A 16,735-nucleotide genomic window follows, 5' to 3' on the forward strand; every position below is an offset into this window, starting at 1 on the left:
CGTTCTCCCGCCGTCGGCCGCGCGGGGCCATCAGGGCCGCGTCAATCCCCGAGGGCATGGCGTCAGGGTGGCGACAAGGCCCATGAATCGCCCCTCCGCGCCGTGCGAGGTTGAGGTCCGGCGGCGGAGAGAGCCGCGGAACGGCCGCTCAGCGGTGTATGGGTATCAGCGCGATGACCAGCACCGTCGCCGCTGACACCGCGGGCCGGCGCGTACACGGTGCACGGCACCGTTACCTGAGTGCGCGACGGTTCCCGTGGGAGGCACCGCCTTCCGCCCTCCCCGCTCTCTCCGCCGCATGCCAAGGCCCCGCGGGGCGGCGATCCCTGGAATCCGCCACCGCCCCCGCGGGGCCTTGGTGTGTGTGGGCGGTGGCCGCTCCGCGCGGTCACCGCCCCCCTGTGACTACAGCCCGACGTCGCGGCCGCGGATGTCGTCCAGCGACTCGCGGCGTACCAGCAGCCGCGCCCTCCCGTCGGCCACGGCGACCACCGGCGGGCGGCCGACCAGGTTGTAGCCGGAGGCCATGGACAGGTGGTACGCGCCCGCCACCGGCACCGCGAGCAGGTCGCCGGGGCGGATGTCGCCGGGCAGCTCCGCCTCGCCCGCCAGTACGTCCCCGGCCTCGCAGTGGCGTCCGGCCACGGTGGCGGTGGCGAGCGGCGCCGTGCTGGTGCGGCCCACGAGCCGGGGCGCGTAGCGCACCCCGTACAGCGCCGGGCGGGGGTTGTCGCTCATCCCGCCGTCCACCGCGACGAAGGTGCGGTGCCCGGTGCGCTTGACGGCCAGGACCCGGTACAGCGCGATCCCGGCCGGTCCTACGACCGCGCGGCCGGGTTCGATGATCAGCCGGGGCACGGGCAGTCCGGCCGCGGCGCAACTGTCGGCCAGTTCGGCGCGCACCCGGGGCCCGAGCGCGGCGATGTCCAGGGCGGGCTCGCCGGGGCGGTAGGCGATGCCGTAGCCGCCGCCCAGATCCAGCTCGGGGAGGGTGATCCCGTGCTGGTCGCGGACCCGGGCCAGCAGGCCGACCATGCGCCGTACGGCCGCCAGATAGGGCTTGGCGGAGGTGATCTGGGAGCCCAGATGGCAGTGGAGGCCGGCCAGTTCCAGATGTGGCTGGTCCAGGATCCGGGCGATGGCGTGGTGTGCCGAGCCATCGGCCAGCGACAGGCCGAACTTCTGGTCGTCGGTGCCGGTACGGATCTTGGCGTGGCCGCCCGCGGCGATGCCCGGGGCGACCCGGACCATCACCTTCTGGCGGCTGCCCTCGGGCACCGCGACGGCCAGCCGGGCGATCTCCGAGGGGCTGTCGATGACGATGCGCCCGACCCCGAAGCGCAGGGCGGCCTGGAGGTCGTACGGGCTCTTGGCGTTGCCGTGCAGCACGATGTGCTCGGCCGGGAAACCGGTGGTGACCGCGAGCTCCAGCTCGCCGGCCGAGCACACGTCCAGACCCATGCCCTCCTCCTCCACCCAGTGCGCCATGGCGCGGCACAGGAACGCCTTGGCGGCGTAGAGGACGGCGGCCTCGGGGAAGGCGTCGTGGTAGGCGCGGCAGCGGGCCCGGACCTCGCCCTCGTCGAGGAGGTACACGGGGGTGCCGAAGCGGTCCGCGACCTCGGTGAGCGGCACTCCGCCGACGGCCAGGTCCCCGTGGGCGAGCGGGGTGGTCGAGGCGGGCCAGACGGACAGCGCGCCGTCGAGGGGCGGCGGGGTGTGGGGCGGACGGGGCCCGGTGCCGGCGATCAGTGGCGTGACCATGGCGTCCTCCCTCAACCGAGCCATACGCCGAGGAACCCGACGAGGGCCGCGGCCCCCGCCACCCGCAGGGCACCGAGCGTCCGCGGGCGCCGGGCGGGCGTGGTGTCGTCGCGGCGCTCCGGCACCGGCCGCGCGACCTCGCGGACCGCGAGCCGCGGGTCCACGGTGAGCGAGGTGGCGCCGAGCGGCTCGGTGAGGGCGCGCAGCGCCGGTTCGCCGAGCCGGATCCACGGCTGCCGGGTGCCGAGGACGGCGGTCAGCCGCTGTCGGGTGGAGAAGCCAACGGCGGTACGGCCGCCATGGGCGGTACGGAAGATGCGCACTGCGCAGCCGGCGGGCCCCGGCCGGACGGGGACGTACAGCAGGCGTCCGGCCGGGACGGGTTCGTCGGGCTCGGGGTCGTCTCCGTACAGATGGTTGGTCATGACGTGCCTCCAGGGGGAGCGGGGAAGGCCCTGGACCGGACGGCGGACCGGGGCCCGGACAGGACGGTAAGTCCCGCGCCTTGTGGAGGGAGGCGGTCCCTGACGCGACGCTGACGCGAGGACGGGAAGTCTTGACGCGACGCTGTCGGCGGCCCCCCCCGTGCACGCGGCCGTGCCTCCCGTGCACGCGGCCGTGGCCCCGCCCCTCCGCCTCGTCATGGCCCCGGTGGCGCGGTCGTCGAGCCACAGGGTGGGGCCGTCCACGTCGAAGCTGGGCATGACGGCGCAGCGGGCCCCGCCCGGCCGGCCGGACGGCGGTTCGCGGTGCATGGCGTCCTTTCGGTCCTCGAGGGCCGCGGGGTCCGGCCCGGGCGGTCAGCTCTTGCGTGGCCTGGGCTCGGCTCCGTCGATCAACTGGCCGCGCAACACGGTGAGTTGATGGGAGGCTTCGACGGCCCGGGGTTCGTCCAGCGAGGCGAGGGCCAGTACGAGGGTGTCCATGACGACGATGCCCGCCAGCGATTCGGCGGTGATGCCGGTGGGTGTGTGCGGGGCGCTGATCACCACATCGGCGTGGGTGGCCAGGGGGCCGGTGGGGACGTCGGTGACCAGTACGACGCCCGCGCCGACGGCCCGCGCCCGGTCGGTGAGCACGGTGAACTCCCGCAGCCGACGGCCGGGATGCAGGATCACCACCGCGTCCCCGCGGCCGAGGCCCAGCAGTTCGTCGGCCATGGTGAAGCCGGTGGCGCCGACGAAGCGTGCCCGGCGGCCGGCCCGGCGCAGCTTCAGCACCAGATGCCGGGCGGCGAGTTCCGAGGCGCCGACACCGTAGGCGACCACCTCGCGCGCGTCCGCGAGCATTTGCACCGCTTGCTTGAGCACATCCGTCTCCAGCAGGCGGCGGCACTGGTCCAGACGCTCCGCGGCCTCGTCGAAGACCCGGTCCTTGACCTGGTCCAGGTCATGGCGGCCGACGCGGGCGATGCGCTGCTTGAGTCGCTCCTCGGGGGCGGTCGCGGAGGTGAAACCGGCGGCCAGCTCCCGCTTGAGCGCGGGCAGGCCGGCATAGCCCAGGCGCTGAAGGGCGCGGACGACGGTGGCGTTGCTGGTGCCGCTGGCCGCGCCCAGCTCCTGTGCGCTCGCGAAGAGCAGATTCTCCGGTGGGGCGCTCACCAGGTACTGGGCCACCACCCGCTCGGAAGCGGACAGCTCACCCCACATATCCCGGACCGCGGCGGCCAGCCGTGTCGCCCCGGTTGGATCTTTCGGTTCGCTCATTACAGCTATTGACTTCCCTGTGACGGACATTACTATCTGGGCTCATCGTTCCAAGAACGCTGATTTCTGAAACAAACATTACAGCCCCTCGTGGGTCCGGGCCTCAGAACACAGGAGTGCCATGACAGCCGCCCCCCTCCCCATCGTCGAGATCTCCGGCCCGCCGGCCGAGCGCGGCCGCCAGTACGGCGAGGCGGCGCGCGGAAGAATCGGCGCGGCGCTCGCCTACTACGAGCAGGCGTTCGGCGAATCGTCGGGGCTGACCTGGGACCAGGTCACCGCGCGCGCCGAGCGCTGGCTGGAGCCGGTGCGCGCATACGCCCCCGAACTCGTCGAGGAGATGAGCGGGATCGCCGACGGGGCGGGGGTCGGGCTCCTGGACGTGCTGGCGCTGAACGCCCGCGGCGAGATCATCTACGACCAGACCTTCGCCCGGATGCGCGCCCGGGCGGACGCCCCGGCGGATGTCACCGAGGACCGGGAGGTGACCGACGGCTGCACCTCCTTCGCCGTACTGGGGGAGGCGAGCGGCGACGGCCACGTCTACTGCGGCCAGAACTGGGACTGGCGGGCGGGTGTCGCGGACACCGTCATGATGCTCCGGATCGTCCAGCCCCCGCACCCCACCGTGATCATGCAGGTGGAGGCCGGGCAGATCGGCCGCCAGGGCGCCAACTCCGCGGGCGTCGCCCTCAACGCCAACGGTCTCGGTGGCCGCTTCGACGACGCCATCGGGCTGCCCCAGACCGTGATCCGCCGCCGGGTCCTGGACAGCGAGTCCATCAGCGAGGCGGTCGACGTGCTGTGCCGCACCCGCGGCCACATCGCCAGCAACGCCCTGCTGACCTGCCGCGAAGGCTTCGCCCTCGACCTGGAGACCACGCCGGGCGCACACGGCTGGATGTATCCCACCGAGGGACTGCTCGTCCACGGCAACCACTACCAGACCACCGTCCCCGTCCAGCTCGCCGCCCGCTACCGCCCCGAGTCCTCCGATTCGCTGATCCGGGTGCCCCGGGCCGAGGCCGGTCTGCGCCGGCTCCGCGAGGCCACCGCGCCGGACGAGTCCCGCAAGCTGATCCGCCAGGCCATGTCCGACCACCTCGGCCACCCCGAGGGGCTCTGCACCCACCCCGACACCCGGCAGCCCGAGGTCAAGTGGTGGACGACGCTGCTGTCCTCCTGCGTGGACCTGACCACCGGCGACTACCACGTGACCCCGGGCACCCCCTGCGATCACGAGTACCAGCATCTGCCCTGGAACCTCTACGACGGTCCGCACGCCCCCAACTGACGCGTCTTCACGTCCGAACGACCAGAGAGCCTGCCATGAGAACCAAGCTCTGTACCACCGCAGTCGGCCTCGCGGGAGCCCTGCTGTTCACCGCCGGGTGCTCCGGCGCCACCTCCGGGTCCGGCGGCGCGACCGTGGATCCCGCCAAGCTCAAGCTCACCGACACCACGACCAAGGCCACCGGCGCGGCCACCACGGTGAACTGGCTCGTGGAACAGGAGCCCGCCTCCCTGGACATGGACGCCCAGGGCGGCAGCAGCACCCGCACCGTGATGGCCAACATCTGCGAGCGGCTGCTCCTGCTCCGCCCCGACATGACCACCACACCACGGCTGGCGAAGAAGGCCGAGTACACCGGCGACAAGAAGCTCGTCCTCACCCTCCGCGACGACGTCACCTTCCACGACGGCGCCAAGATGACCGCCGACGACGTGGTGTGGAGCCTCAAGCGGCACGCCCGGCCGGAGATGAACGAGTCGGACGAGTACGAGGACGTCGACACGATCACCAAGACCGGCCCGTCCGAGGTCACCATCACCTTCAAGAAGCCGAGCGCCCTGTTCACCAAGGCCCTGGCCGGTGACGCCGGGATCATCATGGAACGCGAGGCGGTCGAGAAGCAGGGCGACGACTTCGGCACCCCCGGCCACCCCGACGCCTGCACCGGACCGTACCGGCTGAAGAGCTGGAACTCCGGCTCCGCCCTCACCATCGAGCGCTACGCGCACTACTGGGACAAGGGCATCCGCCCGTTGACGAAGGAGGTCGTCTTCCGCTGGGCCTCCGGCAGCGCACTGGTCAACTCGATCTCCACGGGCGCCGCCGACGGCGCCTATCTCACGGCCACCGGCCCCGCCGCCGTCCTGTCCAAGAAGAAGGGCATCCGCGCCTACTACGGCCAGAGCACCACCGCCTGGTCGCTCAGCCCCACCAAGAGCGGTGCGCTGAAGGACGCCAAGCTGCGCAAGGCGCTGTCGCTGGCCATGGACCGCAAGGGCATCGCCAAGTCCGGCTTCAACGGCCTCGCCGAGCCCTGGGCCACCCCCGTGGGCCCCGGGGCGTGGGGCTATGAGAAGGCCGCCTTCCAGAAGGCGCAGAAGGAGCTGGAGCACGACGGCGCCTACACCGCCTCGCCCTCGCCGGACGACATCGCGCGGGCCAAGAAGCTGGTCGAGCAGGCCGGGGCGCCCGGCGAGCCGATCATCGTCTCCAGCGACGGCAGCGAGAGCCAGACCGTCATCACCAACGCGGTGCGCGGCGCGGCCCAGAAGATCGGGCTGAAGGTGACCGTCAAGACGATCGCCTCGAGCCGCTACGACGAGTTCTTCTCCGACCCGAAGTCCCGCGACGGCTTCGACCTGATCCCGGTCGACTGGTACATCTCCAAGGCCGACCCGGCGGGCTTCTACGACAACGGCATCACCGGCAACGCCAACAACTGGCTCGGCTACTCGGACAAGGGCTATGACGCCCTCGTCGGCAAGGCCCAGCAGACCATCGACGACGGCGAGCGCGCGAAGCTCGTCATCGACGCGCAGAGGAAGTTCACCGACGACGCGGTGTGGATCCCGCTGGTGCAGGTGCCCTCGGTGATGGTGCTCGGCGACAAGTACACCGGCCCGCCGGCCTCCATGGTGTCGATGTACTACCCGTGGGCCGCCGACCTCGGCACGAAGAAGGGCTGACACCATGATCCGCGGACTGCCGCGGCGGATCGCCGGCCTGCTCGCCACGCTGCTCGCCGCCTCGTTCGTCATCTTCGCCGCCGTCTACGCGGCCCCCGGGGACCCCGCCGTCCTACTCTCCGGCAGCAGACAGGAACTCACCCCGGAGAAGCTCGCGGCGGTCCGCGCGGAGCACCACCTCGACGATCCCCTCGTCGTCCAGTACGGCCGGTGGCTGTGGGACGGCCTCCAGGGCGACCTGGGCCGGTCGTTCCAGTACCGGGACCATGTGGCCGACCTGATCGGCGCCCGGCTGCCGACCACCCTGGAACTCGTCGCCTACGCCACGGTGTTCTTCGTGGTGCTGGGCGTCGGCTCCGGGGTGCTGGCGGCGCTGCGCCGCGGCTGGGTGGACTCGGCGGTCGTCGGCGGCACCACGCTCGCCGCCTCCGTCCCCGCCTTCGTCGCGGCCATCGCGCTGGTCTCCCTGTTCGGGGTACGGCTCGGCTGGTTCCCGGTGACCGGCCAGGGCGAGGGGCTCACCGGCCGGCTGCACCATCTGACGCTGCCCGCCTTCGCGCTGGCCCTCAGCGCACTCGCCGTGATCAGCCGGGTCACCCGGCAGGCGATGGCCGAGGCGTACGCCTCCGACCATGTGGAGGCCGCCCGCGCCTCCGGGCAGACGGAGCGCCAGATCGTCGTCCGCCATGTGCTGCGCAACGCGCTCGGCCCGATCGTCACCATGTGCGGGCTCGTCATGGCGGGCATGCTCGCCGGAACGGTGGTGGTCGAGACCGCCTTCGGCCTCAGCGGCGTCGGCTCACTGCTGGTGAGCGCCATCACCACCCACGACTTCCCGGTCACCCAGGCGGTGCTGCTGCTGATGGTCATCGGCTATGTCGTGGTGACCACCATGGTCGACCTGGTCCATCCGCTGATCGACCCCCGGGTCGCGCCGGGCGGGACGCCGGGACGCAAACCGGAAGGAAAGACCGCATGACGACGGTGACCGCCGGGGCCCTGATCCCGGTGCGGGTACGGACCCGACGGCCGATACAAGTGATGATCGCGGGCGGTTTCCTCGCCCTGGTCGTGGTGGCGGCGGTGTGCGCTCCCCTGATCGCCCCGCACGCGCCCGACGCGGTCGACCTGTCCGCCTCGCTCGCGGGGACCACCTCCGACCATCCGCTGGGCACCGACGCCTCCGGACAGGACCTGCTCTCCCGCGTCCTGTACGGCGCCCGGTCCAGCCTGCTGGCACCCCTGGCCCTGCTCGCGCTGGCCGCGCTGCTCGGCGTCACCATCGGCACGGTCGCGGCGTGGCGCGGCGGCTGGGTGGACACCCTGCTCTCGCGGGTGACCGATGTGATGTACGCCTTCCCGGGCCTGCTCTTCGTCGTCCTGGTGATCGCGGTCTTCGGCGACGGCCTCACCACGTCGATCGTCGCCCTGGGACTCGCCTACGCGCCCACCATCGCGCGCTACACCCGCAGTCTCGCCCTCGCCGAGCGGTCCCAGCCGTATATCGACGCCTACCGGGTCCAGGGCATGAGCGGGACCCGGATCTGCGTACGCCATCTCGTGCCCAATCTGGCCGGTGCGCTCGTCGGCTATCTCGTGGTGCTCTTCGGCGAGGGGCTGATGAGCCTGGCCACCCTCAGCTATCTGGGCTTCGGCGCCGGATCGCCCTCGATCGACTGGGGGCTGATGGTGCAGGAGGGGCAGGACGCCGTGGTGCAGGAGGCGCTGCTGCCGGCCCTCGTACCCGGCGCGGCCATCGCCGCCGTCGTGGTGGCCTTCAACATCGTCGGGGTCCGGGTCTCGGACCGGCTGGGCAAGGGGAGGTAGGCGGCCATGCTGCTGGACATCGAGGATCTCACCATCCGGCTGCCCGAAGGCGCCGCCGCCCGGCCCCTGCTCGCCGAGGTGTCGCTGAGGGTCGGCAGGGGCGAAGTGGTCGGCCTGGTCGGCGAGTCCGGCTCCGGCAAGTCCACGACGGCCCGGGCGGTGCTGCGCATGCTCCCCGACGGGGCGCGGACCTCCGGCTCCGTACGGGTCGACGGCGAGGACGTCCTTGCCATGGACCCGGCCCAACTGCGCCGGCACCGCTCCCGCACCGTCTCCATGATCTTCCAGGACCCGCGCTCGGCGATGAACCCGGTCCGCCGGATCGGGGACTTCCTCACCGACCCGCTCACCCGGGTCCTGGGCCTGTCCCGCCGCGCGGCGGTGACGAAGGCGATCGAGCTGCTGGCCTCGGTGGGCCTGCCCGACCCCGAGCGCCGGATGCGGCAGCGCCCGCATGAGCTGTCCGGCGGCATGCTGCAACGGGTCGTGATCGCCGCCGCCCTGTCCACCGGCCCCGACCTCCTCCTCGCCGACGAGGCGACCAGCGCGCTGGACGCGACCACCCAGGCGGAGGTCCTGGCCCTGCTGCGGGGCATCCAGGAGGAGCGGCGGCAGGACGGCAGCGGCCTCGGCACGCTCTTGATCACCCACGATCTGCCGCTCGCGGCGGCCTACTGCGACCGCGTGTATGTGATGTACGCGGGTCGCGTGGTGGAACACCAGCCCGCCCACGGGCTGTTCGCCGACCCCAGGCATCCCTACACCCGCGGCCTGCTGGAGTGCTCGCCCACCCTGGAGGACGACCGCGAACCGCGCCCCATCCCCGGCCGCCCGCCGTCCCTGTCCGACGCCTTCACCGGCTGCCCCTTCCTCCCGCGCTGCGCACGGGCCGAGGCGGAGTGCGAGAGCTGGGCGCCGGTGGCGGTCCCGTTCGGCGGCGGCGACGGCGGTGGCGACGGACCGGAGGAGGGCGGCTTCGCGGACGGTGGCTCCGCCGCCTGTCGCCGACTGGAACTCGTATCGAGGAGCAGCGCATGACCGAGCCCGCACTCGTCGTAGAGGGGCTGCGCAAGAGCTATGCGCTCCCGGGCGGTGGCCGGACGACGGCCGTGGACGATGTCTCGTTCTCCGTACCGGCCGGCGGCTCGCTGGGCATCGTCGGGGAGTCCGGCTCCGGCAAGACCACGGTGGCCCGGATCCTGGTGGACCTGGTGCGCCCCGACGCGGGGACGATCACGGTGAACGGACGGGAGCGCACGCCCGGGCGGCGAGGCGGCGCGATGCCGCTCGGACCGGGCGCGCGCAGGGCGGCCCGGCTGGGCCGCGCCCGCGAGATCCAGATCGTCTTCCAGGACCCGTATGTATCGCTCGACCCACGGCTGACCGCGCGTCAGTGCCTGCGTACCGCGCTGCGGCTGCACGGCCGGTACGAGGGGCAGGCCGCCACCGACCGGATCACCGAGCTGCTCGACCAGGTGGGCCTGGGCAAGCGGGAGGGCGACGCCCGACCGCGGGGCCTGTCGGGCGGACAGCGCCAGCGGCTGGCCATCGCCCGCGCGCTCGCCGTGGAACCGGAGGTGCTGGTCCTGGACGAATCGGTGGCGGCGCTGGACGTGTCCATCCAGGCGCAGATCCTCCGGCTGCTCGCCGACATCCGCCGGGAGACCGGCGTGGCCCTGGTGTTCGTCAGCCATGACCTGGCCGTCGTACGGCACATCACGGACGACACGCTGGTGATGCGGCGCGGCCGCGCGGTCGAGACGGGTCCGACGGCCCGGGTGCTGGACACCCCGGCGGACCCGTACACCCGGCTGCTGCTGTCGTCGGTGCCGCATGACGGCTGGGATCCGGCGGAGACGGTACGGCTGCGGGCGGAACTCGCCGAGCTATGACCGCGACCGCCGATGGCGAGACATCGGCTCACTCCGGCCCTCGGTGCCCCAATGTGGAGAGCTGGGCCCGTCTCACCTGCGAATACGTAGCACGTTGAATTTCTATACGTCGGAGGTATTCCCAGGTGCCCAAGTGCACTGCACCATTCCGGTAGTTCATCACCGGATATGGGAGGCACATACGTGACCGCGCCAACAGGGGACGGGATCTCTCGCAGAGGTGTGATCGGCACGGCCGCCGCGGTCGGCGCCGGAGGCTGGCTGGCCGGATCGGGCACCGCCTGGGCCGCTCCCCAGGTGTCCGGCGGAGCGGCGGCCCTGCCCGAACGCATGGCCAGGGCCGCCGCCCCGCGGTGGCGGCGGATGCCGGGCGACTGGAAGGACGGCCCCTTCCTGGCCAACGGCCTGCTCGGCGCGGTGGTGTACAAGGGCGAGACCCCCAACTCCGTGAAGGTCATGCTCAGCCACACCCAGGTACAGGACCAGCGCCCCCAGTGGCGCGCCCCCTACGGCTTCTCCCGCCTGCCCATCGGCCACTTCGACCTCACCCTCGCCGGAGAGGTGACCGGTGTCGACTGGACGCTCGACCTCTGGGACGCCGAGCTGCGCGGCACCATCACCACCACCCGGGGCAGCGTCCGCTTCACGATGCTGGTGCACAACACCCGTGGCGCGCTGCTGATCTCCACCCGGCCCAGCGCCGGTGAGGAGGCCGCGGCCTGGTCGTTCACCTGGCTGCCCGCGGCCTCGCCCCGCACCAAGGACAAGCCCGCCGACTACACCGGCAACCCCGACCCCCGCACCGGCTCCACGGGCGCCACCCACTACGTCGAGCAGCCGCTGATCGCGGGCGGCGGCTGGACCACCGCCTGGCGGGAACGGCGCGTGGGCACCGGCAGGCTGCTGGCCGCCCATATCGTCTACCGCCACCCCGAGGACCTGTCGCACACCACCCGACTGGCCGTCGCCGAGGTGGCCCGGACGCTGGCCACCGACCCCGACGAGCTGGTGCGCTCCCACCGCGCCTGGTGGCACCGCTTCTACCAGCACAGCCTGGTCTCCGTACCCGACAAGCGGCTACAGAGCTTCTACTGGATCCAGCTCTACAAGGTCGCCTGCGCCACCCGCGCCGACGGGCCCTCGATGTCCGAATGGGGGCCGTGGTACCCGGAGACCGGCGGCAGTTGGACCGCGGTCTGGTGGAACCTCAACGTCCAGATCGCCACCTGGCTGGTCCAGGGCTCCAACCACCTCGAACTCGACTCCGTCACCTCCACCTTCGAGGAGTTCGAGAAGAACCTGCCGCTGTCCGTCCCGCCGGAGTACCGGGACGGCGACACCTACGCGCTGGCCCACCCCTCCGACTGGCTGCTGCGCCCCGGCGACAAGACCGTCGGCATCCCCGGCACCGCCACCAAGACCGACAACAACGGCAATCTCATCTGGGCCATGCACAACATCTGGCTCAGCTACCGCCACACCATGGACATCCGCATCGTGCGCGACGTCCTCTTCCCGATCCTGGTCAAGGCGGTGAACTTCTACGACCACTTCCTCCACGAGGGCGGCGACGGCAAACTGCATCTGCCGCTGACCCGCTCACCGGAGTGGGCCGACGCCGAGGACTGCACCTACGACCTCTCCCTGCTCCGCTGGGGCTGCGCCACCCTCCTGGACTGCCTGCGCATCCTCCGCACCGACCACCCCCGCGCCCGGCGCTGGCACGAGATCCTCGACCGGCTCGTGGCCTACCCCCGCGATGCCACCGGCATCATGATCGGCGCCGACAAGCCGCTCACCGAGTCCCACCGCCACTTCTCCCATATGCTCTGGCTCTACCCGCTGCACGAGCTGGACTGGGACCGCCCGGCCGACCGGGACATCATGCGCACCACCTTCGACCACTGGGTCAAGGACCGCAGCCTGTGGGCCGGTTACAGCTACGCCGTCGCCTCCTCCATGGCCTCGCGCATGGAACGGCCCGAGGAGGCCCTGGACTTCCTCACCTTCCTCACGGACGGCAACCTGATCAAGAACGCCTGGATCACTCCGAACACCATGTACGTCGAGGGCGGCAACCTCGCCACCGAAAGCCCCCTGACGGCGGCCCAGTCGATCCTCGAGATGGCCGTCCAGAGCCACAACGGCGTCCTGCGGGTCTTCCCCTCCGTCTCCCGCCGCTGGCCCGACCTCTCGGTCCAGTCCCTGCGCACCCAGGGCGCCTTCCTCGTGGACGCCGACCGCTCGGCCGGGCGCACCCGCTGGATACGCGTCCACAGCGAGGCCGGTGCCCCGCTCGTCCTGCACCACGGCATCCCCGGCCCGATCGACGTCCGCGACTCCCGCGGCCGCCCCCTCCACTACCGCACGACCGGCCCCGGCCGCGTCGAGATCCCCCTCGCCCGCGACGCGACGGCCCTCATCACCCCCCGGGGCCACCGCCCGGACCCGGCCCCGCGGGACGTCCCGGCCGTCGGCGACGCCAAGCCGTGGGGACTGCCGGACTGAGCCGCACCGGCCCGCACAAGGGCATGAGCGCACCCCTGCCGTGTGCTTGTTGAGCTCGTCCCTGACCTGGGTCGTCGCCTTGCTACGGCGGCTCCACCGCAGATGACCGCTTCCAGCGACCACAAGAGCCCGCCATCGACGATGGCGGGCTCTTCAACGCCTCTCAGGGGGCGGCTGCGCCGTTTACGGTGTAGTCCTCGCACCAGGACGCGGCTAAGCCCGCGTAACACGCGCTGCGCCGGTGCTCTTCCTCCACTCTCCTGCCCACCAAGTTCGCCCCGAGCATGACCACGATGGTGAGGCACACGACTGCCCCCTGCCCCCAGGCCACCCCCGATGCACCGCGCACAGCGGCCACGATCGCCGCAACGGCGGCGATCACGGCCACAACAGCCGCCTTCGCGATGTATGGACTGATCGGGTCTCCGACGTCCAGCGGATCCCAAGAGAAGTAGGAAGCGCCCCAGGCGAGAAAGATCAACACCAGGGCCGTCAGCTCAGCGCCGACCAGGACACACCCGCTGCACCCGCTTGGGATTCGCTCAGCCACCTGCCCAGCCCATCACGACCCGCACGGGAGGCACATGAGTACCTGTACTCAGGACCTTTCTCGCCACAGATGGCGCGAAAGATGCCCTCGAACTGGGCTCCGACGCTTCCCCGGTGGCATTGGTGTCACCTCTGGATGTCGAAAGCCCCGGACGGCAGACCGTCCGAGGCTTCTTCCCTGCTCAGGTAGAGAGCCGACGGTCGGGTTCGAGCCGACGACCTTCGCTTTACAAGAGCAGGGGTGCGCCGTGGGCTCGTTGGTTGCGATTTTCGCAAGACGGGGTTAGCCTGCCCTTATGGACGAGACTGTGACCGACCGTGTGCGCGAGGTCATGAGCGCGGTCTCCCTCCAGCAGGCCGCGTTCGCGGAGGGCGTCGGGCTCACCCCCGACAAGCTGTCCAAGTCGCTGAGCGGCAGGCGTCGTTTCACCTCGCTCGACCTGGCCCGCATCGCGGAGCTGGGCCAGACCACGGTGGACTGGCTGCTCACCGGTCGCGAGCCGCAGCGTCCCGCCTTCGCGGCACGCGCCAGCAGTCCGTTCGCCGACTCCGACCCCGACTCCGGTCTCGCCCTGAAGGAGCTGGTCCACCGGTTCACCACCGCGTACGACGTGCTCGACCTGATGGGCCGATCCCGCTCGCTGCCTTCCCTGCCCCGTCCCAAGGCGGACCTGGAGCAGTATGTCGACCAGGGGGAAGCGCTGGCCCTGGACGCCTTGACGGCACTCTCCGCTCGCGGAGTGACGTCGGTGGCCGCATGCGAGACCTCCGACCTCGCCCACGCCCTCGAAGAGCACTTCGGGATCGACGTGGCACAGACGGATCTCCCACGGGGCCTCGACGGGGCGGCCTGGCAGACGGATCACTTCCGGCTGGTGCTGCTGGCGCGCACCGGGGTGTGGACCCGGCAGCGCTTCACGCTGGCCCATGAACTCGGCCACATCCTGGCCCGTGACGCACAGGAGATGCGCACCGAGACCCATCTGGCGCCCGGCAGGCAGAAGGACCACACGGAGATCCGTGCCAATGTCTTCGCGGCGAACTTCCTGATGCCGCAGGCGGAGATCCATGCCGAAGTGGGCACCGAGTCGGCCGGCACCGGGGTGTCCGATGACGCCTTCCGCGCTCTGGTCGTCCGTTTCAAGGTCTCCCCGAGCGCGCTCGCCGCCCGCCTGCACCAGCTCGGCCTGGTCACCTTCCATGACCGGAACCGGCTGCGCGGTGTGACCACCGAGGTCTGCCATCTGTTGGCCCAACGAGCCGATCTCCACGAGAACCGCGTCGCCGCGGCCCGGGCCAGACGCCTCCCGCTGGCCCCCGCCCGTGGCCTCTACGAGGGCTATCTGGCGGGTGACACCACGCTGCGCCCGCTCGCGGCCTACTTCGGCATGGACCCGAACGCCCTGCATGACGCCCTGGACCCCGAGCAGCCCGCGGCCACCGTTCCCGCCGCGGACGCCGAGAAGGGCGACCTGATCTTCCAGCCATGACGGCCACGCATCGCACCTGGTGGTTCCCCGACAACACGGTTCTGTGCAACTTCGCGGCCGTCGACCGGCTGAGCCTGCTGGAAAAGGTCCTCGACAGCCGGGGCCGCTGGACCCAGGCCGTCGCCTACGAGGCCACCCGCTCGGCGCGCTACCTGCCCCGGCTGCGCACGGTCGCCGCCGACGGCTGGCTCGGCAGGCCGATCGAGATCGACGACCCGCACGAGACCCAACTCGTCGACCGCTTACGGCGGTTGGTCTTCGCCGGTGACCCGGCGCGCCCCCTCCAGCACCTCGGCGAGGCCGAGACCCTGACGCTGATCCAGAACCGGCCGGAATACACCGGCTCGGTCTGGATCACCGACGACGGCGAGGCCGGCCGCTTCGCCCGCCGCAAGGGGATCACGGTTCTGGACACCGTGGACATCGTCCGGGTGGCCGTGGCCGAGGAACTGGTCGTGGCGCACGAAGGGCACCGCCTTTTACACGCCATGACGGAGCAGGGCCGTTATCTGCGAGGCATCCCCCCGTACCCCGAGGACCTGCGGCACTGACCGGCAGCCGCCTCATCACCCCACCGCTCGCTCCGGGCGAGCTGGGTCGTGGTCTCGGACATAGACGGTGACTCGCGCCCCGTTGACATGGGTTGTTCCGTACTTGTGGAAGTAGCGCCGCAGGGTGCTTGTTTTCGCTTCCTCCTGAGGGTTGGTGGGCGAGTGCGCACCCGCCGGGCCGCGGACCGCGACGATCCGGTCGAATTCCAGCATGCGTGCCGCGATGTCCTGGGCGGGAAGCTCCACACCTGCAAGTGTGTTCGACGAAACGGCGTCCTGTGCCAGGGCGAGATCCGTCAGGAAACGGGTGTCCTCGGGGTTGGCCGCGGTCAAGAGCCGGTGCTGGCCGGAGAGATAGAGCAGTCCGTCGCCGGGACGGCCTTCCTTGCGTACGGCGGCGCCGATGGCGGTGACGTCATTGCTCCGGCTCTGGGGCGTCCTCAGCGAAAGGCTCGGCGGGACGAGCGCGGCCAGTACGGCAACCGCCGCGACCCACGCGTTGCGGGAAGACCGCTGCCGCCGGTGGAAGTAATCCATCCAGGCGCCCAGCAGCAACGCGATTCCGATATTGCTGTAGAGCACATACCGGTCGACGAAAAGGGGCTTGACCAGTGAGACGATCAGCAGCAGAAGGCCCGGGAGCACAAGAATCGGCAAAGCCAGCACGGAAAGCCGCACGGGCCCCCTCACCCCCAGGGGCACCCGGGCACACGCCACGCCCACGACCGCCACAACCAGGAGATAGCGAAGCCGCACCGGTCCGCCGATCCAGGACACCTGCCCCGACTGCCCCGCACTACAGATCGCCAGCGGCAACAGCCCGGCCACAACGCCCGCGGCGGTCACACACCACGCCCTCAGCGCCGGTCCTGGAACACGGGAGACGACCAGTGTGACGCCGTGTGCGACCAGGGCGAGAACCGCGAACTCATGGAGCAGACAGGCCAGCAGCATGGTGGAGCCATAGACCGCCCACCGCCACCGGGCGCGATGCGGGACGCTGACCACGAGCGCATAGGTGGCCCAGGTGACCAGGGCACAGACCATGGCATACGAGCGGCCTTCCTGCGCGTACTTCTGTACCTGCGGAAGAAGCGGAAACACCAGCCCGGCCAGCAGCCCGGCACGGGGTCCCGCCAGGCGTAGCCCCAGAAGCCCGACTAAACTCGCCGCCACGGACATTGCCAGCACAGACGGCAGCCGCAACGTCAGCAGCCCTCTGCCGAAGAGGCCGAAGATCTCATGCATCACGGCGTAGTGGAGGGCATGGACCAGATCGATCTGCTGGGCGGTGAGCCATATCTGCGATAAATCGCGGTGCGCGAGCTGATAGGTGACGGACTCGTCCCCCCACATGGTGTTCTTCCTGCGGATACCCCAGAGCCCTAGAGCGATGGTCAGCGACAAGGGCGCGATGATGACAACGGCTTTGGCCGGGCCCGGTGATGGTCGACGGGCGGGTACGGGAG

At 71.2% G+C, this 16,735-nt stretch carries 14 protein-coding genes; 9 read left to right on the forward strand and 5 right to left on the reverse strand.

From position 1 onward, the window contains the following. Positions 1-405 precede the first annotated feature (405 nt). From lysA to ACK1X7_RS37905, 3 genes are all read right to left on the reverse strand, one after another. Complete coding sequence (lysA, locus tag ACK1X7_RS37895) at positions 406-1,764, reverse strand: diaminopimelate decarboxylase (RefSeq protein ID WP_413116329.1); 1,359 nt, start codon at positions 1,762-1,764, stop codon at positions 406-408. 11 nt (positions 1,765-1,775) lie between these two features. Beyond that, positions 1,776-2,189, reverse strand: coding sequence for an SAV_915 family protein (locus ACK1X7_RS37900; RefSeq protein ID WP_385140606.1), 414 nt, complete (start codon positions 2,187-2,189; stop codon positions 1,776-1,778). Between the two features lie 375 nt (positions 2,190-2,564). Beyond that, entirely contained in the window at positions 2,565-3,470 is a 906-nt protein-coding gene (locus tag ACK1X7_RS37905) for a MurR/RpiR family transcriptional regulator (RefSeq protein WP_385140603.1), read from the reverse strand. Between the two features lie 121 nt (positions 3,471-3,591). Here ACK1X7_RS37905 and ACK1X7_RS37910 point away from each other — a divergent pair, with 121 nt between their 5' ends. From ACK1X7_RS37910 to ACK1X7_RS37940, 7 genes are all read left to right on the forward strand, one after another. Then, entirely contained in the window at positions 3,592-4,764 is a 1,173-nt protein-coding gene (locus tag ACK1X7_RS37910; protein ID WP_385140600.1) for a C45 family autoproteolytic acyltransferase/hydolase, read from the forward strand. 35 nt (positions 4,765-4,799) lie between these two features. Continuing rightward, a complete protein-coding gene (locus tag ACK1X7_RS37915; RefSeq protein ID WP_413116330.1) occupies positions 4,800-6,449 on the forward strand; it encodes an ABC transporter substrate-binding protein in 1,650 nt (549 codons plus the stop codon). A 4-nt stretch (positions 6,450-6,453) separates the two neighbouring features. Continuing rightward, the gene (locus ACK1X7_RS37920) at positions 6,454-7,428 is read left to right on the forward strand and encodes an ABC transporter permease (protein WP_413116331.1); all 975 of its coding nucleotides are present in this window, start codon (positions 6,454-6,456) and stop codon (positions 7,426-7,428) included. Further along, positions 7,425-8,276, forward strand: a complete 852-nt coding sequence (locus ACK1X7_RS37925) for an ABC transporter permease (protein WP_385140594.1) — start codon at positions 7,425-7,427, stop codon at positions 8,274-8,276. The genes ACK1X7_RS37920 and ACK1X7_RS37925 overlap by 4 nt, the downstream gene beginning before the upstream one ends. A 6-nt stretch (positions 8,277-8,282) precedes the next feature. Continuing rightward, positions 8,283-9,314 carry an ABC transporter ATP-binding protein gene (locus ACK1X7_RS37930; protein WP_413116332.1) on the forward strand — a complete coding sequence of 344 codons (1,032 nt, stop codon included), beginning with the start codon at positions 8,283-8,285 and terminating at the stop codon, positions 9,312-9,314. Beyond that, positions 9,311-10,168 (forward strand): ABC transporter ATP-binding protein, encoded by an 858-nt coding sequence (locus ACK1X7_RS37935; protein WP_390794484.1) that lies wholly within the window; start codon positions 9,311-9,313, stop codon positions 10,166-10,168. The genes ACK1X7_RS37930 and ACK1X7_RS37935 overlap by 4 nt, the downstream gene beginning before the upstream one ends. Before the next feature lie 183 nt (positions 10,169-10,351). Further along, positions 10,352-12,676, forward strand: coding sequence for a glycosyl hydrolase family 95 catalytic domain-containing protein (locus ACK1X7_RS37940; RefSeq protein WP_413116333.1), 2,325 nt, complete (start codon positions 10,352-10,354; stop codon positions 12,674-12,676). 163 nt (positions 12,677-12,839) lie between these two features. Here the strand turns inward: ACK1X7_RS37940 and ACK1X7_RS37945 are convergent, their stop codons facing one another. After that, entirely contained in the window at positions 12,840-13,226 is a 387-nt protein-coding gene (locus ACK1X7_RS37945; protein ID WP_385140583.1) for a DUF6234 family protein, read from the reverse strand. Between the two features lie 295 nt (positions 13,227-13,521). Between ACK1X7_RS37945 and ACK1X7_RS37950 the strand changes: the two genes are divergently transcribed. Then, complete coding sequence (locus ACK1X7_RS37950; RefSeq protein WP_398158675.1) at positions 13,522-14,715, forward strand: helix-turn-helix domain-containing protein; 1,194 nt, start codon at positions 13,522-13,524, stop codon at positions 14,713-14,715. Then, positions 14,712-15,266, forward strand: coding sequence for a hypothetical protein (locus ACK1X7_RS37955; RefSeq protein ID WP_385140577.1), 555 nt, complete (start codon positions 14,712-14,714; stop codon positions 15,264-15,266). The genes ACK1X7_RS37950 and ACK1X7_RS37955 overlap by 4 nt, the downstream gene beginning before the upstream one ends. A 15-nt stretch (positions 15,267-15,281) precedes the next feature. On the opposite strand, the gene ACK1X7_RS37960 is transcribed toward ACK1X7_RS37955, so the two are convergent. After that, entirely contained in the window at positions 15,282-16,673 is a 1,392-nt protein-coding gene (locus tag ACK1X7_RS37960; RefSeq protein ID WP_385140574.1) for a hypothetical protein, read from the reverse strand. Positions 16,674-16,735 lie beyond the last annotated feature (62 nt).

It is taken from the genome of Streptomyces sp. CY-1 (genome assembly GCF_047218265.1).
GTDB classification, from domain to species: domain Bacteria; phylum Actinomycetota; class Actinomycetes; order Streptomycetales; family Streptomycetaceae; genus Streptomyces; species Streptomyces niphimycinicus.